24 protein-coding genes are annotated in these 24669 nt (G+C 45.7%); 4 read left to right on the forward strand and 20 right to left on the reverse strand.

What is annotated here, in order from left to right; genetic code table 11:
* Nucleotides 1-5 precede the first annotated feature (5 nt).
* On the forward strand, nucleotides 6-3080 hold the full coding sequence (locus GZK95_RS09685) for an error-prone DNA polymerase (protein WP_075715905.1): 3075 nt from the start codon (nucleotides 6-8) through the stop codon (nucleotides 3078-3080).
* A 39-nt stretch (nucleotides 3081-3119) separates the two neighbouring features.
* Here the strand turns inward: GZK95_RS09685 and GZK95_RS09690 are convergent, their stop codons facing one another.
* The 4 genes from GZK95_RS09690 to cydH form a co-directional block, all read right to left on the reverse strand.
* Nucleotides 3120-4070: a chemotaxis protein CheV gene (locus tag GZK95_RS09690; protein ID WP_075708146.1), complete on the reverse strand. Its 951-nt coding sequence runs from the start codon at nucleotides 4068-4070 to the stop codon at nucleotides 3120-3122.
* A 95-nt stretch (nucleotides 4071-4165) separates the two neighbouring features.
* Nucleotides 4166-5383: a sugar metabolism global transcriptional regulator Mlc gene (gene mlc / locus GZK95_RS09695; RefSeq protein WP_075715906.1), complete on the reverse strand. Its 1218-nt coding sequence runs from the start codon at nucleotides 5381-5383 to the stop codon at nucleotides 4166-4168.
* A gap of 254 nt (nucleotides 5384-5637) precedes the next feature.
* A complete protein-coding gene (locus GZK95_RS09700; protein ID WP_075708150.1) occupies nucleotides 5638-6795 on the reverse strand; it encodes a patatin-like phospholipase family protein in 1158 nt (385 codons plus the stop codon).
* Between the two features lie 13 nt (nucleotides 6796-6808).
* Complete coding sequence (cydH, locus tag GZK95_RS09705) at nucleotides 6809-6901, reverse strand: cytochrome bd-I oxidase subunit CydH (RefSeq protein ID WP_139312634.1); 93 nt, start codon at nucleotides 6899-6901, stop codon at nucleotides 6809-6811.
* A gap of 697 nt (nucleotides 6902-7598) precedes the next feature.
* Between cydH and GZK95_RS09710 the strand changes: the two genes are divergently transcribed.
* Both GZK95_RS09710 and GZK95_RS09715 read left to right on the forward strand, forming a co-directional pair.
* On the forward strand, nucleotides 7599-9074 hold the full coding sequence (locus GZK95_RS09710; RefSeq protein ID WP_075708154.1) for a sodium-dependent transporter: 1476 nt from the start codon (nucleotides 7599-7601) through the stop codon (nucleotides 9072-9074).
* On the forward strand, nucleotides 9071-9166 hold the full coding sequence (locus GZK95_RS09715; protein ID WP_139315089.1) for a MetS family NSS transporter small subunit: 96 nt from the start codon (nucleotides 9071-9073) through the stop codon (nucleotides 9164-9166). Before GZK95_RS09710 ends, GZK95_RS09715 begins: the two co-directional genes overlap by 4 nt.
* A 76-nt stretch (nucleotides 9167-9242) precedes the next feature.
* Here GZK95_RS09715 and GZK95_RS09720 read toward each other — a convergent pair whose 3' ends face one another.
* From GZK95_RS09720 to yceD, 15 genes are all read right to left on the reverse strand, one after another.
* Entirely contained in the window at nucleotides 9243-9626 is a 384-nt protein-coding gene (locus tag GZK95_RS09720) for a hypothetical protein (RefSeq protein ID WP_404817699.1), read from the reverse strand.
* 260 nt (nucleotides 9627-9886) lie between these two features.
* Nucleotides 9887-11317: a PTS glucose transporter subunit IIBC gene (gene ptsG, locus GZK95_RS09725; protein ID WP_075715908.1), complete on the reverse strand. Its 1431-nt coding sequence runs from the start codon at nucleotides 11315-11317 to the stop codon at nucleotides 9887-9889.
* Between the two features lie 444 nt (nucleotides 11318-11761).
* Complete coding sequence (locus tag GZK95_RS09730) at nucleotides 11762-12529, reverse strand: TatD family hydrolase (protein ID WP_075708160.1); 768 nt, start codon at nucleotides 12527-12529, stop codon at nucleotides 11762-11764.
* Nucleotides 12520-13482 (reverse strand): DNA polymerase III subunit delta', encoded by a 963-nt coding sequence (gene holB, locus GZK95_RS09735; RefSeq protein ID WP_075716586.1) that lies wholly within the window; start codon nucleotides 13480-13482, stop codon nucleotides 12520-12522. The genes GZK95_RS09730 and holB overlap by 10 nt, the downstream gene beginning before the upstream one ends.
* Complete coding sequence (gene tmk / locus GZK95_RS09740) at nucleotides 13482-14114, reverse strand: dTMP kinase (RefSeq protein WP_075708164.1); 633 nt, start codon at nucleotides 14112-14114, stop codon at nucleotides 13482-13484. Before tmk ends, holB begins: the two co-directional genes overlap by 1 nt.
* A gap of 4 nt (nucleotides 14115-14118) precedes the next feature.
* A complete protein-coding gene (gene mltG, locus GZK95_RS09745; RefSeq protein ID WP_075716585.1) occupies nucleotides 14119-15135 on the reverse strand; it encodes an endolytic transglycosylase MltG in 1017 nt (338 codons plus the stop codon).
* Complete coding sequence (gene pabC / locus GZK95_RS09750; RefSeq protein ID WP_075708649.1) at nucleotides 15132-15935, reverse strand: aminodeoxychorismate lyase; 804 nt, start codon at nucleotides 15933-15935, stop codon at nucleotides 15132-15134. The genes mltG and pabC overlap by 4 nt, the downstream gene beginning before the upstream one ends.
* Before the next feature lie 76 nt (nucleotides 15936-16011).
* Entirely contained in the window at nucleotides 16012-17253 is a 1242-nt protein-coding gene (gene fabF / locus GZK95_RS09755; protein WP_075708168.1) for a beta-ketoacyl-ACP synthase II, read from the reverse strand.
* A 93-nt stretch (nucleotides 17254-17346) separates the two neighbouring features.
* A complete protein-coding gene (gene acpP / locus GZK95_RS09760; protein ID WP_004406112.1) occupies nucleotides 17347-17580 on the reverse strand; it encodes an acyl carrier protein in 234 nt (77 codons plus the stop codon).
* Nucleotides 17581-17815: 235 nt separating this feature from the next.
* On the reverse strand, nucleotides 17816-18550 hold the full coding sequence (gene fabG, locus GZK95_RS09765) for a 3-oxoacyl-ACP reductase FabG (protein WP_075708651.1): 735 nt from the start codon (nucleotides 18548-18550) through the stop codon (nucleotides 17816-17818).
* 36 nt (nucleotides 18551-18586) lie between these two features.
* On the reverse strand, nucleotides 18587-19510 hold the full coding sequence (gene fabD, locus GZK95_RS09770; RefSeq protein ID WP_075716584.1) for an ACP S-malonyltransferase: 924 nt from the start codon (nucleotides 19508-19510) through the stop codon (nucleotides 18587-18589).
* A gap of 71 nt (nucleotides 19511-19581) precedes the next feature.
* Nucleotides 19582-20532, reverse strand: coding sequence for a beta-ketoacyl-ACP synthase III (locus GZK95_RS09775; protein WP_075708172.1), 951 nt, complete (start codon nucleotides 20530-20532; stop codon nucleotides 19582-19584).
* A 5-nt stretch (nucleotides 20533-20537) separates the two neighbouring features.
* Nucleotides 20538-21563 carry a phosphate acyltransferase PlsX gene (gene plsX / locus GZK95_RS09780; protein ID WP_075708174.1) on the reverse strand — a complete coding sequence of 342 codons (1026 nt, stop codon included), beginning with the start codon at nucleotides 21561-21563 and terminating at the stop codon, nucleotides 20538-20540.
* A 9-nt stretch (nucleotides 21564-21572) separates the two neighbouring features.
* Entirely contained in the window at nucleotides 21573-21743 is a 171-nt protein-coding gene (gene rpmF / locus GZK95_RS09785; protein ID WP_004414666.1) for a 50S ribosomal protein L32, read from the reverse strand.
* 31 nt (nucleotides 21744-21774) lie between these two features.
* Nucleotides 21775-22299, reverse strand: a complete 525-nt coding sequence (gene yceD, locus GZK95_RS09790; RefSeq protein WP_075708176.1) for a 23S rRNA accumulation protein YceD — start codon at nucleotides 22297-22299, stop codon at nucleotides 21775-21777.
* A gap of 148 nt (nucleotides 22300-22447) precedes the next feature.
* Between yceD and GZK95_RS09795 the strand changes: the two genes are divergently transcribed.
* Nucleotides 22448-23029 carry a Maf family protein gene (locus GZK95_RS09795; protein WP_075716583.1) on the forward strand — a complete coding sequence of 194 codons (582 nt, stop codon included), beginning with the start codon at nucleotides 22448-22450 and terminating at the stop codon, nucleotides 23027-23029.
* A 244-nt stretch (nucleotides 23030-23273) separates the two neighbouring features.
* Here the strand turns inward: GZK95_RS09795 and rluC are convergent, their stop codons facing one another.
* The gene (gene rluC / locus GZK95_RS09800; RefSeq protein ID WP_075708180.1) at nucleotides 23274-24227 is read right to left on the reverse strand and encodes a 23S rRNA pseudouridine(955/2504/2580) synthase RluC; all 954 of its coding nucleotides are present in this window, start codon (nucleotides 24225-24227) and stop codon (nucleotides 23274-23276) included.
* Nucleotides 24228-24669: the final 442 nt, after the last annotated feature.

Consider the following 24669-nt stretch of genomic DNA (forward strand, 5'->3'; position numbering starts at 1 on the left):
CGACTATGGCCTACGCTGAACTATTTTGCCAAAGTAACTTCTCTTTTCTAACTGGCGCTTCCCATGCTGAAGAGTTGATTTTACAAGCCGATTTTCTTCGCTATCGATCACTGGCGATCACCGATGAATGCTCTGTTGCCGGCGTAGTAAGAGCGCACACGGCAATAAAGAGCCATCAACTTGGGGTAAAACTGATTATTGGCAGCATGTTCTGGCTCAATAAAGAGTGCCAAGTGGTGCTCTTGTGCCCAAACCGCCAAGCCTATGCCGAGCTGTGCCGTATTATCACCAACGCGCGCCGCCGCAGTGACAAAGGCGAGTATCAGCTTTCTGAGTGGGATTTAATGTCGATACGCCACTGTTTGCTGCTATGGTTGCCCACTCAACAAACCTATGATCAAAAATGGGGACGCTGGCTAGCACAACATCATGATGGTCGCCTTTGGCTTGGTATACAGCGTCATCTAGGCAGTGATGACCACACTTATCTAGCCCACTGCCAACAGTTAGCCGCCGAGTTACAACTACCGATCACTGCCTGTGGGGGCGTACTGATGCACACCGCTACCCGCCTACCGTTACAACATACCTTAACCGCAATCAAACATGGCGGTAGTGTCAATGCGCTCAGCGGGCATCTACTGGTGAATACTGAACGCTCGCTACGCAGTATCGATAAACTCAGTAAGCTCTTTAAACCACAATGGTTACAAGAGAGCGTACACATAGCTCAACGTTGTACCTTCAGTTTGAGCGAGTTGAGATATGAGTACCCGAGTGAGCTGATCCCCAATGGTGAAACACCAATGAGTCATCTACGCAAACTCGTTGATTACGGTACGCAACTGCGTTTTCCTCAAGGTGTCCCTGTTGATATCGAAGAAACCATCGAGAAAGAGTTAAGCTTGATCGAAGAGTTGAATTACCCGTTTTACTTCTTGACGATTCACGACATCGTTATGTTTGCTAAACGCAGTGGTATTCTTTACCAAGGGCGAGGATCTGCTGCGAACTCGGTTGTCTGTTATTGCCTTGAGATTACCTCGGTAGATCCAAGACAAATCTCGGTTCTATTTGAACGTTTTATTAGTAAAGAGCGTGATGAGCCACCAGATATTGACGTCGACTTTGAGCATCAACGCCGCGAAGAGGTGATCCAATATATCTACCAAAAATATGGTCGCGAGCGCGCAGCACTGGCCGCGACGGTGATCTCATACCGTTTTAAAAGTGCTGTTCGCGATGTCGGCAAAGCACTAGGTATTGAAGAAAGCCAACTCGATTATTTTATTAAAAACATCAATCGACGTGACCGCGCACAAGGCTGGCAAGCTCAAATCGTTCAACTCGGTATTGAACCCAACTCTCTTAAAGGCGAGCAGTTTATTCAACTGGTTAATGCCATCATCGGTTTTCCTCGTCACTTATCTCAACATGTGGGCGGTTTTGTTATTTCATCCGGCCCTCTCTATGAGTTGGTGCCCATTGAGAACGCTTCTATGGCAGAGCGAACCGTCATTCAGTGGGATAAAGACGACTTAGAAAGCTTGGCTCTTCTCAAGGTCGATGTGCTGGCATTAGGTATGCTCAGCGCTATACGCAAATGCTTCCAATTGGTTGAGCGTTTTCATGGTGAGCGCTTGTCAATTGCCGAGATCACCCGACGCCAAGACGATGCCAACGTCTATAGCATGATTCAGCGAGCGGATACCGTCGGCGTATTCCAAATTGAGTCTCGCGCACAAATGAGCATGCTACCAAGGCTCAAGCCCGCCAGTTACTATGATCTGGTGATCCAAATTGCTATCGTCCGTCCGGGCCCTATTCAAGGCGATATGGTGCACCCTTTTTTAAAACGCCGTAATGGTGAAGAGGATATTTCTTATCCCTCAGACGAGGTTAAACAGGTGTTAGAACGCACCATGGGTGTACCGATTTTCCAAGAACAAGTGATCAAACTCGCGATGGTCGCCGCAGGTTTTTCTGGCGGTGAAGCCGATCAACTGCGTCGAGCGATGGCGGCATGGAAGAAAAATGGAGACTTAGTAAAATTTCGCACTAAGTTGGTCGAAGGTATGCTCAGTCGCGGCTATGAAGAAGAATTTGCTCAACGCATTTTCGACCAAATTTTGGGATTTGGTGAGTATGGTTTTCCAGAGAGCCATTCGGCCTCCTTCGCGGTGCTCGCCTACTGCTCAGCATGGCTCAAGTTCTACTACCCTGAGGCATTCTATACCTCATTACTCAATAGCTTACCTATGGGTTTTTACAGCGCTTCACAATTGATTCAAGATGCCAAACGACATGGCTTAACGATCTTACCGGTCTGTGTTAATCACTCAGACTTCGACCATCAGGTGATCAGTACACCAAATGGGGTTGCAATTCGGCTTGGATTTCGACAGGTCAAGGGACTGAGCCAAGACAGTGCCGAGCGCCTTATCCGCGCCCGCCCAATACAGGGCTTTCATCATCCAACTCAACTTAAGCAGATTGGATTAAATCGACGTGATATTGAGTTGCTTGCATCCGCTAATGCGCTGCAGACGGTCGCCAATAACCGTTATCAAACTCGCTGGGCAATGATGGACTCACTGTCAGATTTACCGTTATTTCACAATCTCACCGAGGCTGATATAGCTACGCCGGTTAATGCTCCAAGTGAAGTGCAAACACTCTTAGAAGACTATGCCTCAATGGGGCTTTCTCTTACTCAGCACCCCATTACTTTATTAGCCAATGCGGGCGTGCTCGGTCGCTTTACTCGTATGACTCAGTTAAAAGATAAACCACACCAATCGTTAGTCACTGTGGTTGGTGTGGTCACAGGTAGGCAATCACCCGGCACCGCGGCTGGCGTGACCTTTTTTACTCTCGAAGATGACACCGGAAATATTAATGTCGTGGTTTGGCAAGCCACAGCAAGAGCGCAACAAAAAGCTTATTTGACAGCAAAAATATTGCGCGTTAAAGGCATCCTTGAACGCGAGGGAGAAGTCACTCATGTCATTGCCGGTCGGCTAGAAGACTTGACCGATTCGCTGCATGGCTTACAAAGCAAATCGCGGGATTTTCATTAAAAACCATGATCAAAAAAGGGAGCCTAAGCTCCCTTTCTATCAATCCAAACCTAACACCGTTTTTAATCGGTCTTGGGTAACTTCAACCAACAAATCTGGCTGGAACTTGGAAATAAAGCGGTCACAACCGACTTTCTTCACCATGGCATCGTTAAAACTACCACTGAGTGAGGTGTTGAGCACTACATGCAGATCTTTCATGCGCGAATCTGAACGAACCTCATGGGTCAGCTTATAGCCGTCCATTTCAGGCATCTCCGCGTCAGTAATCATCAGCAACAGCTCTTCTGCAACATTCTTACCTTCATCACTCCACGATTGAAGCAATCTTAAAGCTTGCAGACCATCACAACATTCGATGATGTTCAAACCAAGTTGAGACAGGGTTCCCTTCACTTGTGCGCGCGCAGTCGAAGAGTCATCAACGATCAACACATTGCGTCCAACCATTTGGCCCGCTAGCTGTTCGTCCAGCACGCCTTCAGAAATTGATACATCATAATCAATGATCTCAGCTAGCACTTTCTCCACATCGATAATTTCGATGATGTGCTCGCCTTCATTGTCTTTAATACGAGTAATCGCAGTGAGATAATTTGAACGACCCGCAGTGCGAGGTGGTGGCTGAATATCCGTCCACGTCGTGTTAACGATATTACGCACCTGCCCCACCAAGAAGCCTTGCACCGTACGGTTGTATTCCGTGATGATGAGGTTTTCTTCTTGGTTTTCAAGACGAGATGGTGGAAAGCCAATCGCTGCTCGTAAGTCAATAATTGGGACAGAAACACCGCGTAGGGATGCCACACCCGTAATGTTGTAATGGGCGCCTGGCATTTTAGTTAGAGGTGGAACTTTAATTACTTCACGTACTTTAAACACGTTAATGGCGAACATCTGGCGACTATTTAAACTAAAAAGCAACAGCTCCAAGCGGTTCTCACCAACCAGCTTAGTGCGTTGGTCTACAGTGTTTAATACTCCAGTCATATCGAATCTCTACAGCAGTTATCTAGATTGCACGATGTGTTACACCTCGCTGATAACCGATATTTAAAAACAGACCGTTCAACGAGATAAATTGATTACCCTTCTATCACTTTCATAAGCAATAAGCCATCATATAGTGCCTGTTTTACGAGGGCAGCACCAGTCATAGTTGCTTGTTTATAGAAGCGAGACTCAACTAATTCTAAATCAAGGTGATAAACGGGTAAACTCTGCTCTTTAATACACTGCTGGATAGCTGGATAAAGAATCTCTTTAGCTTGGTTAATCGCACCGCCAATCAGAATTTTTTCTGGGTTAAACAGGTTAATCATCAAAGCCGCAGCAGAACCTAGATAGCGTCCGAGTTTTTCAATCACATCAACCGCAAGAGGATCGCCATTCACAGCCGCCTCACAGATCTCTTCAACTGAAACATCATCAATGTCTGCAAGAACCGATGACTCACCATTTGCAATACGTTCTTTGACTTCATCGCGAATCGCTTGGGAGCTCGCTACCGTCTCAAGACAACCGCGGTTACCACAATGACAACGCTTACCGTTAGGATCGATTTGGATATGCCCTAACTCACCAATATTGCCATGACGCCCTTGTAAAACTCGGCCATCAAGAATGATCCCTGCACCCAAACCATGGTGAATTGAAATCAGAACTGAGTTTTCGTTTTCTTGCGAGTGACCAAACAACTTCTCCGCCAGCGCCCATGCTCGCGTATCGTTAGCAATAAACACTGGTAACCCGGTCGCTTTGTAAATTTCAGGACCGAGGGCAAGATTCTCAACATTGTAGTGCGGCATTTGCAGCACAATGCCCTGCTCAGAGTTAACTAAGCCTGGTAGTGTAACGGCAATGCTGGTCACGCGATCAAGTTGATCGGAATAGGTCTGGAAGAACTCTTCAATTTCGTGCAGTAAACGGGCAAGTACATCTTCTTGATCGATTTCATGAATATCAATCTTATTATCGATCAGCACATCGCCGCCAAGTTCATGCAAAGCAATCGTCAGATATCCACGCCCAAGACGCATTGATAAGAACTGCCAACCTTCATTATTCACTTGTAAACCGACAGCAGGACGCCCACGACTGGTCGCTTCCTGAACAGTGGTTTCATGAACTAGGTGTGCCTCAATCAACTCTCGGGTGATTTTCGTAATACTTGCTGGCGCAAGTTCACTCTCTTTCGACAAGTCGATTCGAGATATAGGGCCTTTTTGATCAATGAGTTTATATACACGGCCAGCATTGACCTGCTTGATGTGATCAATATGGCCAGGTTGAGCCATGTACATATAAAGAAACTCCGAGAATCAACAACTAACTAATTTTTTTACTTTGCGAAGTAATTGTGAAGCGCCTTGGTAGATCGCCGTGACAGGCATCACGTATAAGACTAATTGTTTGTGTTCCCTGTCATATAGCGGAGCAATAAATTCCTCCGCAAACATATTATTTTGCGTTGTGAAAAAATTGAATTTTTAGAGCTTCTACACAATTTTGCATAGATATTGACCGCAAATGCGCAAAAAAATTTGCAGTCATACAATTACGAAGTGAAATTAAACGCGTTAGGCAAACGGGTAAGACCGCATAAATCGAATGACTCAACGCAGCGCAATCCTGCATCTAAACCAAGCTGATAATCGTGCAGAATATCTTCTCGGCTACTCATCAGTGAACTGGAAAGTAATGGTTGTGATGGCGCAATCTGCACGATATAGCAATCATCTGGTGGAGACAGAAGGAAATCCCGCGTTAACGAATATGTTTGATAATGTACCATCAACATATCCATTAGACTGGAATCAAAGCCATCGCCCAAAAGGTGGCTCAAACGGTAGATATCATCTGCGCCAAACAACCAGCGTCCACCATTGAGTGAATCGAACAAATGCTGCTGCTTTTCCTGCTTCGAACGCTGTACTCGCTCGTTAAAAAAGACGTTCCAGTCGTTTTTCCATTGGCTTAACTTCTGTTGCCAATGTTCTTGCACCAGATTTAACGAATCACGATACCACTCAACATTGGTCTGCTCGCTCACCAAAGGTTCGGGAATCGGTGTATCGTCTTCTTCGGTACGTATCACCACAATGCAGCGCGCACCTTGCCGCCACGCCTCTTGCACGGGAATTGAAGCAGACACTCCCCCATCAATATAACGCCCATGACTAAACGCCACTTCGCGCTCATACAAGCGAGGTATTGCACAACTTGCTATCAGTACCTTTTTCCAATCTTCACCCAGCATCGGTAAGTAGCGGTCAATTAAACGCGTTGAATCCGTCACTGCCGCAAAAGCTTGTCGTGAGCCGAGCACTCGTCGCCCCATATCAATATCAAGACGATATGGAAAATCACAGATCTGCTCGAGCGCCCAATCCAATCCTAGGTACTGCTTACGTCGAATGTAACTAAACAGATGGAAAAACTCAGCAGAGGTGGTGAGTTCCAGAATAAACGACCGACCGATCCCTTTTTGCCGGCATAGGAAAGCGGACAGGTTAAGCGCCCCCGCAGAGGTGCCATAAAAACGGTGAAAAGGATCAAAATCAGAAAGGAGAAACGCATCCAAAACACCAGCGGTGAATATGCCTCTTTGTCCGCCTCCTTGAGCGACCAGAGCGTTCACTCCACTGGTGTACTTGGACAGTCGATCGATGTCGACCAAACTAGCAGTGTTCGTAATAACACCGCTGTTACTCATTTACAACGGCCTCTTAAGCGGTTGCGATGGCAATAATACCAAAGCCAATTAGTACAGCAAAAATGGTCGCTGTAATGACTAATGCATACTTTAGATCTGTTTCCATAAGCACCTCCCTTTACGCTTAACAAAAAAATAACACTTGCTTGAAAACCATTCAATTTATGCGTTTTTTTTGAGTGCAATTATGACGCTACTATCACATTTAGATTAGCTCAAATGAAAGGATATGCGTATGAAACTGACAATTTTAGTGATCAGTCATTCAAACCACCTATTCGTGGCCTTCCAGTCAAAACGCCAACCCATATGTGTATTGTTTTACTGTTGGCTCACGTACTAGCGAAAAAACGAAGGGTTCATCTAGAAATCAGTCATACTCGCTATCAATTAAAAAAGTTTATTATTTCAACAAAACTCTTCTCTTAAGTTATTTATCTAGGTTTAATCGGGATGAAACCACATCAATTGACCACAACAAAGCCAAACACACAATTTATACACCATAAAGAAACCTAACGTTAACAGTTCGATTCTATTGCCATAACCACATTTTCTCGTTAATCTTTGCCTTACGCGTAGCTGATTATTTCAGTTTTCGCAAACACACATCGTAATATTAAGAACAATATTCTGAGTTTTCTTTAGGCCCATAAAATTTAAATTCAAACTTTTGCCATTTCATGGATGATAGAGCAAAGCAACATGTGTGATTTACAGCACATTATTTCCTACATTCAGAACTAGGCAACCAAGCCTAAGAAAAGCTTCATATCTCAGGGAGTTGTATACAGGAGTCAACTATGAAGCGAGAACAATGGGGATCCCGTGCTGGATTTATTCTAGCGGCAGTAGGATCTGCTATCGGATTGGGTAACATTTGGCGTTTCCCATATATGGCCTATGAGAATGGCGGCGGCGCCTTCTTCATTCCTTACCTATTTGCCATGCTGACCGCTGGTATTCCATTTATGATTTTGGAATTCAGTATGGGTCAGAAGTATCGTGGCAGCGCACCAAAAACATTAGCTAAGATCCACAGTAAGTTCGAATGGCTTGGCTGGTTCCAAGTTGGCGTCGCGGCAGTTATCGCCATCTACTACGTTGCGGTCATTGGCTGGGCTATCTCTTACTTTGGGATGTCATTTACCCAAAGTTGGGGAACCGACACAAACGCTTTCTTCTTCGGCGAGTACTTAAAGCTTGGGGGTGACAACTCTCCAACAGCATTGGGTAGCATTCAGTGGAAGATCGCGATTGCGATGCTCATTGCATGGGCAATCACCTATGCGGCAATCGTCGGTGGCGTAAAAGCGGGGATTGAGCGTGCCTCGAAGATCATGATGCCAATTCTGTTTATTATGGTATTACTGCTTATTGGTCGCATGATTTTCCTACCAGGCGCACTGGATGGCGTGAACTATATGTTTGAACCAGACTTTAGCAAGATTTGGGATGTAAAAGTTTGGGCTGCCGCGTACGGTCAGATCTTCTTCACTCTAAGTATCGGGTTTGCCATCATGCTGGCCTACTCAAGCTACTTGCCTGAAAAGTCAGATATCACCAACAACGCCTTTATGACCGTGTTGATTAACTGCGGCTTCTCTATCTTAGCCGGGATTATGATTTTCTCTGTGCTAGGTTACATGGCGCAAGAGCAAGGCAAACCACTTACCGAAGTTGTATCGGCAGGTGTTGGCCTCGCATTTGTTACCTTGCCAGCTGCGATTAATCTATTGCCAGCACCTTATGTTCTTGGCCCACTGTTCTTCTTTGCTCTTGTAGTAGCAGGTTTAAGCTCACATATCTCTATCATGGAAGCCGTCACTTCTGCGATTATCGACAAGCTTAAGTGGAGCCGTAAAAAAGCGGCCAATGTCGTTGTTGGCACGGGTGTTATTCTCTCTATGGCATTTGCAACCAATGGCGGTCTGTTACTACTAGACCTCGTGGATCACTTCGCGAACAACGTCGGCATAATGGTTGGTGCGTTGGTTGAAGTCGTACTGATGGCTTGGCTATTGAATAAAGTGCCAAGTGTCCGCGAATACGTCAACGCGAAGTCTGACTTTACTATTGGTCAATGGTTTGATGTCTGTATCCGCTTTGTCACACCAGTGATGCTAGCCATCATTCTAGCCACTAAGCTACAAGCGCTATTTACTGAAGGCTATGGTGGTTATGACTTAACTCTTGGATGGGTAGTGATGGGTGCATTACTTGTCTTCGGATTCATTATCAACGGCGCATCAAGCAAGCCACAGGAGGTACAATCATGACAACAGGTGCAATTATTATGATGGTGATTGGGCTAGGCATCACTTGGGGTGGCGCGGTTATCTGCATCAAGCGAGCGATGAATAGAGAGTAACCCTATTTCACTGATAAATGCCGGCGTCATGCCGGCATTTTTAATCGCGGTCCACTGATGCAACAAGCAGTCGTGTTTAAAAATGGTATTTTGCACCCAGTGCCGCACCAATATCTAGCTTCCATCCCTTGTGCATATTTAACTCAGGTTGCACTTGTCCATACAGTTTCCAGCCATCACTGACTTGATAATTGATGCCTAGTGGGACTCGAGCGCCAAAACCATCTTCCCATTCCCCCCAAGCGCCGACACCAACATACCAACTTATCGGTTCGTCACTCTCAAACTGGCCCGTTTTGGCGATGTAGTCAAACGCAGCGCCTTGATTACCGATAATAAAACGGTACTGATTATCGAGTTCAACGACCACACTCAATTGCTGGTCAACCGCAAGCCCTACTGCCAACTCTGCTGGTTGGTTATTGCTCGCCTGTGCTACGAACGTCATTGCACCTAACATGCTACCTAGGGCAAACCTCGTTACCACTGCTTTCATTTGTCCTCCGACTTAATGGTTGTATCTGTACCCCTCTATTGTCGTGGTAGAGCCCGTATATAAGTCAGAGCAAAGTTAGCCTAAGGCTAGGTTCAAGAAAAGGTGGCAGGAAGTATGACCTGATGGAGTGCAACGGATAGCACCATTAGTGATGAGCAGAAACGAAAAAAGGAGGCCTGAGCCTCCTTTGTATACCTATAGGGGAAGGTATAATTCGTTATAGATTAGTGGTTACGAATCCACTCATCCATTTCAGTTTTTAGGTTGTCAGACTTAGTACCGAAGATAGCTTGAACACCACCTGCAACTACTACAACGCCTGCTGCACCTAGTTTCTTAAGTTGGTCTTGGTCAACGGCTGCTGTATCAGCAACTGCAACACGTAGACGAGTGATACATGCGTCTAGACCAGTGATGTTTTCTTTACCGCCGAATGCCGCAACTAGTTCACCAGCCATGTCTGAGCCAGAAGTTGCTGCTACTGCGTCATCAGATTCGTCTTCACGACCAGGAGTCTTAAGGTCAAGCGCAGTGATAACTGTGCGGAATACCACGTAGTAGATAGCTGCGTAAACAAGACCTACAGCGACCATTAGACCCATCTTCTGAGAGTTACCAGAAAGAACTAGGAAGTCGATTAGACCGTGTGAGAATGAAGTACCGTGTACAAAACCTAGAGTGTTAGCAACCACGTATGCAGAACCAGCTAGTAGAGCGTGGATACCGTATAGGATTGGAGCAACGAATAGGAATGAGAATTCGATTGGCTCAGTAATACCTGTTAGGAATGAAGTCAGAGCTGCTGACGCCATGATACCCATTACTTTCGCGCGGTTTTCTGGTTTAGCACAGTGAGCAATCGCGATTGCTGCAGCTGGTAGACCAAACATCTTGAACATGTAACCGCCCGCTAGCTGACCGAAACCGTTGCCCGCTGCGCGAGAAGCTTCGTCTGCTACTAGGTAACAAGTTAGTACGCCGTTTTGAGTTTCGCCTGCTGCGTTCACACAAGTACCCGCTTCGAAGAAGAATGGTACGTTCCAAACGTGGTGTAGACCGAATGGGATTAGAGAACGCTCAACTACGCCGTAGATACCGAACGCTAGTTGTGGGTTTTGGTGTGCAGCCCAGTCAGAGAATGCAGAAATTGCACCGCCGATTGGTGGCCATACGATAGATAGAACAACACCTAGGATGATTGCAGCAAAACCAGTGATGATTGGCACTGCACGCTTACCTGCGAAGAAGCCTAGGTATTCTGGAAGTTGGATCTTGAAGAAACGGTTGAATGCCCAAGCAGCCACACCACCGACAAGGATACCACCTAGTACGCCTGTGTCGATCTTCTCAACGCCCATGATGCCAGCCATAACGCTTAGCGTAGCAACCATGATGCCGTAACCAACGATTGCTGCAAGACCTGCAACACCGTCGTTGTTTGTGAAACCAAGCGCAACACCCACAGCAAATAGCAGAGCCATTTGACCGAATACTGAGCCACCCGCTTGTTCCATTAGGTTAGAAACGATTTCTGGGATAAAGCTAAGATGAGCTGCACCTACACCTAGTAGGATACCTGCAACCGGAAGCACCGATACTGGAAGCATCAGAGCTTTACCGACTTTTTGCAGGTTAGCAAAAAGGTTCTTAAACATGATTATGCTCCTGAAAGATTATTAGAGTTATCTGGGCTCTAACGGCACACCCCCGTAGCCTAAATGTTAGCACCCATTGAAAATGTAACCACTTGTAACGTTATATTTTCTGCCTCTAAATATATCTTGAGGTTCATCGCATTTGCTAGTGGACAATTAATTTTAATTTCAAACTAATAGATAGATCACACGCAAAAACACATTTTAACATACAAAAAACGCGCTTAAATTATTGATTTATAGAAATTAATTTCAAAAAAGCATTAATTTTAGCCGTCGAATAAAATACCACTCAATGTTATTTTTTATCACAAAATTACACTCGCTCGATTTTTAATCGAGATGGTTAACATTTAACGTTTTCAATCAACATAAAATCGTTTACATCAAATTTATTCAACTAAAAAAGGGGCTTTCGCCCCTTTTTTAGTCATTTTCCATTTTCTACTTCAAAAAAAGATTTCGGAAGTTTTCGCTGGTTTTTTGCCCAACCTGAGATAAAGCGACACCTTTGAGCTGCGCAATGTAGGCCGCGACCTCTACAACGTAAGCTGGTTGGTTCTGCTTACCGCGATGAGGGACAGGTGCTAAGTACGGAGAATCGGTCTCAATGAGTAAACGTTCGAGCGGAATGTTTTTGACCACTTCTTTAAGCTCGGTGGCTTGCCTGAATGTGACGATCCCTGAAATAGAGATATAGAAACCAAGTGCCATCGCAGCCTCGGCAAAAGCCATATCTTCGGTAAAACAGTGAATCACCCCACCACATTTCTCTGCGCCACCATTGCGTAAGATATCTAACGTATCTTGACGCGCATTGCGAGTATGAATAATCAGCGGCTTGTTCAACTCGACCGCCAACTCAACTTGTTGCTCGAAACGTTCAAGTTGCAGTGGTTTAGTCTCAGGCTGATAGTGGTAATCTAACCCCGTCTCACCAATCGCAACAACTTTAGGATGTTGAGCGTATTGCTGCATTAAGTCGAAACTAAAATCACTCTCCACATCTAACGGATGTACGCCGCAGGAGGCGTATACGTTATCAAAAGGAGTGATCATTTCGATCATATTTGGGAAAGCGTCTAGCGTAACGCCTACCGACAAAAGTTCCGTGACGTTAGCAGCTTGCGCTTTGGCCACCACATCTGCAATCCCTTGATGTAATTCTTGATAGTCCAGCTTATCGAGATGGCAGTGAGAATCTACGAACATGTTTCCCCGTTAAATTTAAATAACCAGTCTAAAATCAGTAATTCACGGTTAAGTCCCGTGTGCTCAGTCAGTTGCTCTATCAACTGTTGCAATGCCTGAGTCTGTTGATATAACAGATTATAATCAATTTGCTCAGACAACGCCTTTGCCCCAGGTACCGCTGAAGAAGACAATAAAGCAAAATGCGCTTTTTGGGCGTCAGTCAATAAATACCACACCCACTGTAATGACTTTTCAATATCACCACTAAGCTCCTTTGCTAGCTTCACCGCATCACCGCCTCGGCAGACAATATCGGTAAGTTGCCGCTCAATCTCAAGGTAGCGTTGCTGCTCCCCTTCTTCGATAAACCTTAATGTGTTTAACGGTGAGTGACCATTAATATGCACCGCATAACTCGGTACGCTCTGTTGTGTCTGTGTCGCTAGCCAATCCGCTAACTCAGCCGCATCTGGAGCGCTAATATGCCATTGCTGGCAACGGCTGGTTATGGTTGGTAACAACTGACTCGCAGCACTACTGACCAGCAAAAACAGACAGCTTGGTGACGGAGTCTCCAGTGTTTTTAGTAATGCGTTGGCAGCAGATTCATTCATGACATCTGCGGGTTGGATGACGATCACTCGATAACCAGACAGTTGCGAAGACTCTTGTGCGAGTCTGTTACAATGTCGAATTTGATCGACCGTGATCGCCTTCCCTTCTTTCTCAGGTTTTACCCAGTGAAAGTCAGGGTGATTGCTTGACTCCATCAGTTGACAGCTATGACAAAAACCACATGGCTCAGAAGTGTAATTGCTGCACATCACGGTTCGGCTGAACAGCGATATCAACTGTTCTTCACCAAATCCAGGCTTAGCAATCAACAAGGCGGCATTGGGGAAACGCTCAGCCTCTAAATGGGTCTGCCATTGCTGCCATAATGGTGTTAACCATGGATAAAGCGACGTCATTACTTAGTGTCCAACCATTGCTTGAGCGCGTTCTGAATATCTTCCGCAACCTTTTCCATCGCTTGCTCTGCGTTGATGACGACAATGCTGTCATCACTCGCGGCGATTTCTAGGTAGCGTTCACGAGTGCGGTCAAAAAAGCTCATGTCCATTTTCTCAATGCGGTCTAGCTCACCACGACCACGAGCACGCTCTAAACCCACACGCGGGTCTAAATCAAGGTAGAGAGTAAAGTCTGGCTTAAACTCGCCCAACGTGGTTTCACGCAATGCTTGCATTGTCTTACGCGGGATCTGACGACCACCGCCTTGATAAGCTTGCGAAGACATGTCGTGACGGTCACCCACTACCCACGTTCCTTGAGCAAGAGCAGGCTTAATGACATTCTCAACCAACTGGACACGAGAAGCATACATCATCAAAAGCTCCGTCATATCTTGCAGAACTTCACCTTCATGCTCTTGCTTAACCAGCTCACGTAGCTTCTCCGCTAACACGGTGCCACCAGGTTCACGAGTATGTCTAATCGATTCGATGCCCGCTTGCTTGAGTACATCGAGTACCGCATTAATTGCCGTACTTTTACCCGCGCCTTCAAGGCCCTCTACAACGATAAATTTAGCTTGTTTCATAAAATTATTTGTTACTTCTTAAGTGTCGTAAGTAAGCACGCACTGCGCGATTATGTTCGGTCAGGTTTTTAGAGAACACATGTCCTCCTTTACCACTGGCGACAAAATAGTAGTAGTCACTATCTTCAGGGTTGAGTGCCGCTTTGATCGATGCTTCACCCGCCATCGCGATTGGCGTTGGTGGCAGCCCAGCGATCACATATGTATTGTATGGTGTCGGTGTACGGAGATCTTTTTTGCGGATGTTGCCATCGTACTTATCACCCATACCATAGATAACGGTTGGATCGGTTTGCAAACGCATGCGCTTATTGAGGCGATTGACGAAAACCGATGCGACACGCTCTCGTTCAGACTCAACCGCCGTCTCTTTCTCAATGATTGAAGCAAGGATTAACGCTTCATAAGGAGAGGCAAGAGGCAACTTATCTTGGCGGTGCTGCCAAGCTTGATCCAGCACTGATTGCAGCTTATTTGCAGAGCGCTTAAGAATCTCAAGGTCAGAAGTACCGTAGGTGTAATTGAAGGTTTCCGCGAGGAACAAGCCTTCCAGTTTGTCATGTTCAATACCCAGAGCTTTGGCTATCTCTGCCTCACTCATCTGCTTGGTTTTGTGCTCAAGATAAGGGGCATTTTCAAGAATTGTACGCCACTCACTAAAGCGTGAACCTTCGACAAACGTCAGTGAAAACTGATGCTCTTTGCCCGTTTTAAACTGTTTGAGAGCTTGAGTTAAGTCCATCTCAGGCGTGATGAGATAAGTCCCTGCTCTTAACTGAGTCAACTCAGGATGAAAATGACGCACAACCTTTACCACATCACTGGTGGTAATAATCTCTTGCTTGCTGAGATCGCTTAACACCCCTTGAAAGCTTGTACCGGGTTTTACGGTAAAGATCTGTTCTTGGGTCAACTGCAAAGGCTGGCTTAAAAACTGTTCTACTTGCTTGGTAACATAGAAAAAAGCTCCAGTTGCAGCAATCGCAACCAGAACCAAAAATAGAGTGATCTTTTTAATCACGGGGACAACATCTCCTGAATACTTCTCGTCAGCTCTCCAAAGGGAAAACTTTGACCCTCAATTCCCTTCACCGGGACGGCACCTAAAATCGAGTTGGTTATAAATACTTCTTCTGCAGCCAACAAGTCTGCCAATGCAAACTCGCCAACACGCACGTTTACTTGGCTTTGCTCGAGATATTCGAGCACACGCCTTCTTGCAACACCCGCCACACCGGACATTGCTAAACTCGGCGTAAAGAGCGTGTCACCTTGCCGCCAAAACAGATTTGCCATACTGGTTTCAATCACATGCTCAGACAAGTTCAATACCACGCCATCCGTCAGTTGACGTTGATCAATTTCCGTTTTGACTAACACTTGCTCCAATCGATTATTGTGTTTGTGTCCAGCCAATAAAGGCATCAAACCTAGTCGAGTTTGGCAAACGCCTAATTTAATGCCTTCCCGTTGCCATTGGTGGTAATGTTGAGGGAAAGCAAAGTCGCTAATAGTAACATTAGGAGCACTCACTTGAGTAGCGCTATAGCCTCTGCCGCCTTCTCCACGGCTAATGTGCAGTTTCAAACCTGCCAGTGGTTGATGCAGAGCAGCCTTGCGCAACCATTGTTCTACAACCTGCCAATTGGGCTGAGCAATAGCAAGTGTATCTAAACATGCTTGCATTCGCTCGCGATGATATAACCAACAATCCAACTCGCCCTCTCGAGTGAGCATCGTGGTAAAACAGCCATCACCATATTGAAATGAGCGATCAAGCAGAGAAATTGATTCGCAAGGTTGTCCGTTAAGCCAATACACCATTGATGTCCTAATCTAAAAAAAACGGCCTAATACCAAAAGCATTAGGCCGTTTTATCACAAATCCGTTTCTCGATTAAATCTTTTTGAAGACTAGAGAACCGTTAGTACCACCGAAACCGAAAGAGTTACAGATTGCGTATTCCATATCAACTTTTTGCGCCACATGTGGCACAAGATCGATATCGAGACCTTCTTCTGGGTTATCTAGGTTGATCGTTGGCGGAACAATTTGGTCAACAAGAGACAAAACAGTAATGATTGCTTCAACTGAACCAGCAGCACCTAGTAGGTGGCCAGTCATCGATTTAGTTGAAGACACCTTAACTTGCTTAGCACCTTCTTCACCTAGTGCACGCTTAACGCCTTTGATTTCCGCTACATCACCCGCTGGTGTTGATGTACCGTGAGCGTTTACGTAACCAACTTGAGTACCAACGATACCCGCGTCACGCATTGCCGCTTCCATCGCTAGCGCACCACCTGAACCGTCCGCACTTGGCGAAGTCATGTGGTAAGCGTCGCCAGACATACCAAAGCCTACAAGCTCTGCGTAAATCTTAGCACCGCGTGCTTTTGCGTGTTCGTACTCTTCAAGTACCATCATGCCAGCACCGTCACCTAGAACGAAGCCGTCACGATCTTTATCCCATGGACGAGACGCTTTTTGCGGTTCATCGTTACGAGTAGATAGCGCTTTAGCAGCACCGAAGCCTGCCATGCCTAGTGGTGTAGACGCTTTCTCAGCACCACCGGCTACCATTGCATCTGCATCACCGTAAGCGATCATACGCGCCGCGTGACCGATATTGTGTAGACCCGTTGTACATGCTGTAGAAATAGCGATGTTCGGACCACGTAGACCACGCATGATAGATAGGTTACCTGCAACCATGTTTACGATGGTTGATGGAACGAAGAATGGGCTCACCTTACGTGGACCTTTTTCGACTAGCGCAGAGTGACCTGTTTCAATTAGGTCCAAACCACCAATACCCGAACCGATTGCAACACCAATGCGTGCTGCGTTTTCTTCGTTAACTTGTAAGCCTGAATCGTCTAAAGCTTGAATACCAGCTGCGATGCCGTACTGGATAAATAGATCCATTTTACGAGCATCTTTTTTAGACATGTACTCTTCGCAGTTGAAATCTTTGACTAGACCTGCGAAGCGAGTAGTGAAATTTGTAGCATCAAAGTGCTCGATATTAACGATGCCGCTTTGACCTTCTAGCAGGGCCTTCCATGATGATTCTACAGTGTTGCCTACCGGTGACAACATACCCATGCCAGTGACAACAACACGACGCTTGGACACGATTTTATTCTCCGGGAAATGAAATGATTCTATGAGAGATATAGAAGAGTGTTAAAAAACTCAGGCGGCCAGATGGCCGCCTGGGGGGAGAGATTACTGAGCGCTGTTCACGTAGTCGATTGCAGCTTGAACAGTAGTGATCTTCTCAGCTTCTTCGTCTGGAATCTCAGTGTCGAATTCTTCTTCTAGAGCCATTACTAGTTCAACAGTGTCTAGAGAATCAGCACCTAGATCATCAACAAATGAAGCTTCGTTTTTAACTTCTGCTTCGTCTACACCTAGCTGTTCAACAATGATTTTCTTTACGCGTTCTTCGATGTTGCTCATTTTTTCTTTTCCTTTACAGATTTCGCTCAATGCGATGATTCCGTAGTTTATTAGAACTATTGAAAGTTGCAAGGGGGACCTTGCTGGTCAAACCACAATTTTAGCGATTTTAACCGAAATTCAATACATTTTTGACTTATATCATGCACAAATGTTGTGCAAGCCAATAGCAAGTTTTACATGTTCTTGGCAAGAAGCTTAGAAGATCCTCGCCAATTTTGCACAAACTTAGCTATTAAACCATATACATGCCGCCGTTAACATGCAAAGTTTCACCTGTGATGTACGCAGCTTCTGGCGATGCGAGGAATGCAACAGCCGATGCGATTTCACGAGGATCACCTAGACGACCCGCTGGTACGTTAGCAAGCGTTGCAGCACGTTGGTCATCGTTTAGCGCTTTAGTCATATCAGTTTCGATAAAACCAGGCGCAACAGTGTTAACCGTTACACCGCGAGAAGCGACTTCACGAGCCATTGATTTAGTAAAACCAATCACACCTGCTTTCGCAGCTGCGTAGTTAGTTTGGCCTGCGTTACCCATAGTACCAACAACTGAACCCACATTGATGATGCGGCCAGCACGTTTTTTCATCATGCCGCGCAATACCGCTTTTGACATGCGGTAGATTGGCGTTAAGTTGGTGTTGATGATGTCATTCCATTCATCATCTTTCATACGCATCAGTAAGTTATCGCGTGTGATACCAGCGTTGTTAACCAAAATATCGATAACACCAAACTCATCGTTAATGGTTTTTAGTGTTGCTTCGATAGATTCAACGTCAGTCACGTTCAGTGCTAGACCTTTGCCATTCGCGCCAAGGTACTCACTGATTGCCGCTGCGCCGCTCTCCGACGTCGCAGTACCAATAACCGTCGCGCCACGCTCAACCAACAGTTCAGCGATAGCACGGCCGATACCACGGCTCGCACCAGTAACTAGGGCAATTTTGCCTTCTAGGTTCATCATTTTTTGCGTTCCTTATGCTTAATCGACAACCGATTATTTCGCCGCTTCTAGAGAAGCTACGTCATTCACAGCTGCTGCATCTAGCGTTTTAACGATACGTTTAGTTAGGCCAGTCAGTACTTTACCTGGACCAACTTCTAGCAATTTCTCAACACCTTGCTCGCTCATTAGCTGCACGCTTTCAGTCCAGCGAACTGGGCTGTATAGCTGACGAACTAGCGCGAGCTTAATTTTCGCAGGGTCTGTTTCTGCTGCAACATCAACGTTGTTGATGACAGGCAGTTGCGGTGCCTTGAACTCAATCTCTTCCAGTGCGACAGCAAGCTTGTCAGCTGCTGGTTTCATTAACGCACAGTGAGATGGCACAGAAACAGGTAGTGGCAGAGCACGTTTCGCACCCGCTTCTTTACATAGCGCGCCAGCGCGCTCTACAGCCGCTTTGCTACCAGCAATAACCACTTGACCTGGTGAGTTAAAGTTCACTGGAGAAACCACTTCGCCTTGTGCCGCTTCTTCGCATGCTTTAGCAATTGATTCGTCATCAAGGCCAATGATAGCAAACATTGCACCAGTACCAGCAGGTACCGCTTCTTGCATCAGTTGACCACGTAGTTCAACCAATTTGATCGCTTGTTTAAAGTCGATAACACCCGCACACACAAGTGCTGAGTACTCACCCAAGCTGTGACCTGCAAGGTTAGCAGGCTGCTCAAGGCCTAGCTCTTGCCATACACGCCAAATAGCAACAGAAGATGCCAATAGCGCAGGTTGAGTGCGGTGAGTTTGGTTTAAATCTTCTACTGGGCCATTTTGAACCAGTGCCCATAGGTCGTAACCTAGTGCTTCAGAAGCCTCGGCAAAAGTTTGTTTAACTACGTCATATTGTTCGCCAAGTTCTGCAAGCATACCAACAGCTTGTGAACCTTGACCTGGAAATACGATAGCAAACTTGCTCATGTTGTTTTCCTTAAAACAAAGAGAAGAAAGAAAGATGCACCATCTGTGCACCTTAAATTGAAATCTTAAACTTAGAACTTAACGAGCGCAGAGCCCCAAGTAAAACCGCCACCAAACGCCTCAAGTAGAAGAGTTTGACCGCGTTTAATGCGACCATCACGCACCGCTTCATCCAATGCCGTTGGTACAGTTGCCGCAGAGGTATTACCGTGTCGGTCAAGTGTCACAACTACTTGGTCAAGCGACATCGACAGCTTCTTCGCTGTCGCTGAAATAATGCGGTAGTTAGCCTGGTGTGGTACTAACCAATCCAGCTCAGACTTATGCATATTGTTCGCTTCAAGGGTGTCTTTTACCAGTCTAGAAAGCTGAGTCACCGCGACTTTGAACACTTCATTACCCGCCATATGTAGCCATTTGTCAGCATCTTTGCCGCGCTCTGGTACAGGAAGGCTCAGTAGATCGCCAAATGCGCCATCTGCATAAATGTGGGTAGAAATAATGCCCGGCTCTTCGCTAGCACCAAGTACCACTGCACCGGCTGCATCACCAAATAAGATGATGGTTGAACGATCGGTTGGGTCACACGTTTTCGATAATGCGTCAGCGCCAATCACTAGTACGTTTTTACACATACCCGTTTTGATATGTTGATCAGCAACAGACAACGCGTAAACAAAACCTGAACATGCAGCGGCCAAATCAAACGCAGGACAACCTTTGATATCCAACTGCGCTTGTACCTGACAAGCTGCCGAAGGGAATGTATGGCTGCCACTGGTTGTTGCAACAATGATTAAATCGATGTCATTTTTATCGATGCCAGCCATGTCAATTGCGTTGACAGCAGCATGATAACCCATGTCGGCAACGGTCTCGTTTTCAGCAGCGATGCGGCGCTCTTTAATGCCCGTACGTGCAACGATCCACTCGTCGGATGTTTCTACCATTTTCTCTAAGTCTGCGTTAGTACGCACTTGAGATGGCAAGTAGCTGCCAGTACCTAATATTTTGCTAAACATGAAGACTAATAATGCCTCTCGAGTAAAACCGCTTCCAAACGATCGCTTATACGGCTTGGTACCTGTCGTTTGACCTCGTGTAGGGCTTCGCCGATGGCATTCACGACCGCCTCTACATCTGCACTTCCGTGGCTTTTTATCACAATGCCGCGCAATCCTAGCAAACTTGCACCGTTATACTGGTCGGGGTTCAATGTTTTTAGTTCATTAATTAACCCAGAAAACAATTTTCTTGCTATCCAACCCTTTATAGATGAGGCCATCATAGTGTTTTTCAACTTATCTATAAAAAGCTGGGCTGTACCCTCACTGGTTTTTAAGCAGATATTGCCAACAAAACCGTCACAGACTACAACATCAGCATAGTCATTAAACAGCTGATTACCTTCGATATAGCCAATAAAGTTAACCGATTCTGTCTGTGAAAGCATCTCTGCGCAACGTTTAACAAGGTCATTACCTTTAATTTCTTCTGCGCCAATATTCAGTATCGCCACACGCGGTGGTCGACCTAAATTTTGCTCAGCCAACGCACTGCCCATCACCGCAAACTGAAACAAAGAGTCTGCATCACTGGAGACATTCGCTCCTAAGTCGAGCATCCACGTACGGTTACCGGATATCGTTGGTAAAGCCGAGACAAGCGCTGGACGTTCAATACCGGGCAATAGCTTAAGACGAAAACGTGACAGTGCCATTAAGGCACCTGTATTGCCGCCACTGACACACGCGTCAGCTTGACCAACAGACACTAGGTCAATCGCTTTACCCATGGAACTGTTCTGTCCATTACGAAGGGCGAGGGAAGGTTTTTCCGAGTTGGAGATCACCCGGTCACAGTGTTTAATACTCAAGCGAGTATCTGGCTGATAACCAAGAGAGGATAATTGAGTTGTGATCGAAGTCCGATCACCTAATAAGATCACTTTTAGCTCTGGGAAATGCGACAGTGCCTGCACGGCGGCAGGCACTGTTACGCGAGGACCAAAATCCCCGCCCATTGCATCAAGTGCAACGGTAATACTTTGCAAAGGTCAACCTTACTTGTTGATAACCTTCTTGCCGCGGTAGTAACCTTCGGCAGTCACGTTGTGACGTAGGTGAGTTTCACCTGAAGTTGCGTCTACAGAAAGTGCAGCTGTAGTTAGAGCATCGTGTGAACGACGCATGCCACGCATTGAACGTGATTTCTTGCTCTTTTGTACGGCCATGGACCCTACTCCTATGTAAATTCTTAAAGAATTACTTCTTTAAGCTTTTCAAAACATCGAATGGATTCGGTTTATCTTCCACAACTTCTTCTGGAAGTTCGCCAAACACCATATTATCTGAATCAACGCTACAATCAGCTACTTCATGCATAGCTACTTGGGGTAAGTTTAGAATGAACTCGTCTTCAACTAACTGTATTAGGTCGATTTCACCGTACTCGTTCAGATCTACCAAATCGTACTCTTCCGGTGCGTCCTCTTCACTCTTCTCATTATAATAAGGAGTATAAGTGAATTGAACTTCGCACTCATGTGCGAAAACCTCATTACAGCGTTGACACTCTAAATCAACTTCGATGTTAGCTTTACCAGAGATAACAACGAGTCGCTGCTCATCTAACCCAAATGACAATGACACTTGAGCGTCGCGTTGAACGCCTTCGACCGATTCCAACAAGCGCTTAAAAAGACTGACTTGAATGATACCTTCATAATCTAGTCGTTTCTGAGCCGCTCGAGCCGGATCAACCGTTCGCGGTATTTTTACCTTTTGCATAGGGCGCGAATTCTATCTTCCAAATCGTTTAGAGTCAAAGAAAAAGGCTAAAAAGTTGTACTTTTTTTCCTTTCTGCGGTTAAGGCTAGGCTAACAGTCATAACATCGATTATGCTGCTTCCCAAGCTCGCTTAGATTGTAAATTAAAATGACAAATTACCAACTAGTTTTAGCCTCAACTTCACCATTTAGGCAGCAACTGCTCAATAAACTCGCAGTACCTTTTACTGCGGCAACGCCAGATTGTGATGAAACCCCACTGCCGAACGAGACCCCGACTCAACTGGTGCTGCGCTTGGCACAAAGTAAAGCAACGTCCTGCCCTGTAAGACAAGACAGCCTTGTTATTGGTAGCGATCAGGTCTGTGTTATCGATGGTGAAATCATTGGCAAGCCCCACACCCGCGATAGAGCTATCGAGCAATTAACTCGTCAAAGTGGCAAAAGCATCACTTTTTATACTGGCTTAGCGCTATACAACTCTAAGACAAATACCGTGACATCTAAGCTGGATACGTTCACAGTACATTTTCGCCAGTTAAGCCAACAGCAAATCGAAAACTACGTCGATAAAGAAGAGCCCTTCTACTGTGCCGGCAGCTTCAAAAGCGAAGGCCTTGGTATCGCGCTATTCGAGCGCTTGGAAGGCAAAGACCCTAATACATTAGTCGGACTACCACTGATTGATTTGATTGATATGCTTGAGGCAGAAGGTTTTAACATATTGTAAGAATTGAGAGTCGAGAATTTAGAGTTGAGAGTGGAGAATTTGGAATTGAGAGCTTCGCTTGAGATTTGAGAAACGAGATTCCCGACTCCGGACTGTAAGCCCTATCGGGAATGACAAAATTTAGCCCAGGCACGAGCCAGTTCGGAAATATCAGCAACAAAAAAGGGAGCTATCTGCTCCCAATCTTTTCAGTCTTGATTCTAAAGTCTCAACTTTATTTTTCTCGACTCTAGCGTCTCAAATCTCAATTCTTCGCAAGCTTTCTAAGCCCAACCAGCACTTTCTCTAGCTTATCGCCCATCGGAGCACTGATGTCCATCTGCTCTTCCGTGCCAGGATGAACAAACTTGATGTTAGCAGCATGCAAGAACAAACGGTTTAGGCCCACTTTACCTGTGTAAGCATCAAAACGACGGTCACCATAACGATCATCCCATGCTATTGGGTGACCCGTATACTGGGTGTGAACACGAATTTGATGGGTACGTCCCGTGATCGGACTGGCTTGAACCAATGTCGCATCAGCAAACTTTTCAAGCACTTTAAAGCGAGTCTCCGAAGGCTTACCATTTGGGTTAACACGCACAATGCTGTTGACTTCGTTTTTCAACAACGGGGCGTTCACCACTTTACAGCTTGGTTTCCACTCCCCCATCACAAGGGCAAAATAGTATTTCTGAACGGTCTTTTCACGAAACTGTGCTTGCAGATGGCGCAATGCTGAGCGCTTCTTAGCGACCAACAAAATACCAGAGGTATCGCGGTCGATACGGTGCACTAACTCAAGAAAGCGTGCTTGAGGGCGCAGCGCGCGCAAGGCTTCAATCGCACCAAACTTCAAGCCGCTGCCACCATGCACAGCCGTGCCTGATGGCTTGTTAAGAATCAACATATGATCGTCTTCAAAAATAATCATATGCTCGAGTTCTGCCACTTTATTTAACTTGGTACTCGGCGCCACTTCTTCGGTTTTTTCTTCCATCGTGACCGGTGGAATTCTCACCAAATCGCCCGCTTGCAGTTTGTATTCTGCTTTAACGCGTTTTTTGTTTACACGAACCTCTCCTTTGCGAAGGATACGGTAAACCATGCTTTTTGGGATACTTTTCAGATGGTTGCGTAGAAAGTTATCAATACGCTGGCCAGCCATGTCAGAATCAATGTCGACAAACTGGACTTGGGTTCTTATTTCACTCATCGGGCTATTCTATCACTCAAAGCTGCGCAATTTCACATTTTCTTGGCAACAAACGTGCAGTTTACTTGTTTTCAATCTAACTACGAACTGTTTTTCCAGCGCCCATTTATAAAACTGAGGTTATCTTGAACAAAAAAACTTAAATACAGTGTGTTACAAAAAATAAAACTAGATTATTTAGCGTTTTATTATAAAGCAGATTGCTGAGTTTAGTGGGTACTGCTATAGTTCACACCTGCAATGATTAATTTGGTTGACTTTTGTACATTCCAAGTTGTTATTGCAATAAAAGAGTAGATCGCTAATCAATAGAAAGTGCAGCACACGGCGTAAGACCTTTCGAACATTAGCTTACTTGTTGCTCTACTCGATACCTTTCACGTTGAGTATATTCCGCCGATATCGCGGCTCACAACCAGAGATTGTGAGAACTGGAGTGCCC

The sequence above is a fragment of the Vibrio panuliri genome, from assembly GCF_009938205.1.
GTDB classification, from domain to species: domain Bacteria; phylum Pseudomonadota; class Gammaproteobacteria; order Enterobacterales; family Vibrionaceae; genus Vibrio; species Vibrio panuliri.

Coding starts and splice junctions, on each gene's coding strand:
- GZK95_RS09685 (WP_075715905.1), top strand. CDS start 6: ATGGCCTACGCTGAACTATTTTGCCAAAGTAACTTCTCTTTTCTAACT.
- GZK95_RS09690 (WP_075708146.1), bottom strand. CDS start 4,070: ATGACTGGAGTATTAAACACTGTAGACCAACGCACTAAGCTGGTTGGT.
- mlc (WP_075715906.1), bottom strand. CDS start 5,383: ATGTACATGGCTCAACCTGGCCATATTGATCACATCAAGCAGGTCAAT.
- GZK95_RS09700 (WP_075708150.1), bottom strand. CDS start 6,795: ATGAGTAACAGCGGTGTTATTACGAACACTGCTAGTTTGGTCGACATC.
- cydH (WP_139312634.1), bottom strand. CDS start 6,901: ATGGAAACAGATCTAAAGTATGCATTAGTCATTACAGCGACCATTTTT.
- GZK95_RS09710 (WP_075708154.1), top strand. CDS start 7,599: ATGAAGCGAGAACAATGGGGATCCCGTGCTGGATTTATTCTAGCGGCA.
- GZK95_RS09715 (WP_139315089.1), top strand. CDS start 9,071: ATGACAACAGGTGCAATTATTATGATGGTGATTGGGCTAGGCATCACT.
- GZK95_RS09720 (WP_404817699.1), bottom strand. CDS start 9,626: ATGTTAGGTGCAATGACGTTCGTAGCACAGGCGAGCAATAACCAACCA.
- ptsG (WP_075715908.1), bottom strand. CDS start 11,317: ATGTTTAAGAACCTTTTTGCTAACCTGCAAAAAGTCGGTAAAGCTCTG.
- GZK95_RS09730 (WP_075708160.1), bottom strand. CDS start 12,529: ATGTTCGTAGATTCTCACTGCCATCTCGATAAGCTGGACTATCAAGAA.
- holB (WP_075716586.1), bottom strand. CDS start 13,482: ATGACGTCGCTTTATCCATGGTTAACACCATTATGGCAGCAATGGCAG.
- tmk (WP_075708164.1), bottom strand. CDS start 14,114: ATGAAACAAGCTAAATTTATCGTTGTAGAGGGCCTTGAAGGCGCGGGT.
- acpP (WP_004406112.1), bottom strand. CDS start 17,580: ATGAGCAACATCGAAGAACGCGTAAAGAAAATCATTGTTGAACAGCTA.
- fabG (WP_075708651.1), bottom strand. CDS start 18,550: ATGAACCTAGAAGGCAAAATTGCCCTAGTTACTGGTGCGAGCCGTGGT.
- fabD (WP_075716584.1), bottom strand. CDS start 19,510: ATGAGCAAGTTTGCTATCGTATTTCCAGGTCAAGGTTCACAAGCTGTT.
- GZK95_RS09775 (WP_075708172.1), bottom strand. CDS start 20,532: ATGTTTAGCAAAATATTAGGTACTGGCAGCTACTTGCCATCTCAAGTG.
- rpmF (WP_004414666.1), bottom strand. CDS start 21,743: ATGGCCGTACAAAAGAGCAAGAAATCACGTTCAATGCGTGGCATGCGT.
- yceD (WP_075708176.1), bottom strand. CDS start 22,299: ATGCAAAAGGTAAAAATACCGCGAACGGTTGATCCGGCTCGAGCGGCT.
- GZK95_RS09795 (WP_075716583.1), top strand. CDS start 22,448: ATGACAAATTACCAACTAGTTTTAGCCTCAACTTCACCATTTAGGCAG.
- rluC (WP_075708180.1), bottom strand. CDS start 24,227: ATGAGTGAAATAAGAACCCAAGTCCAGTTTGTCGACATTGATTCTGAC.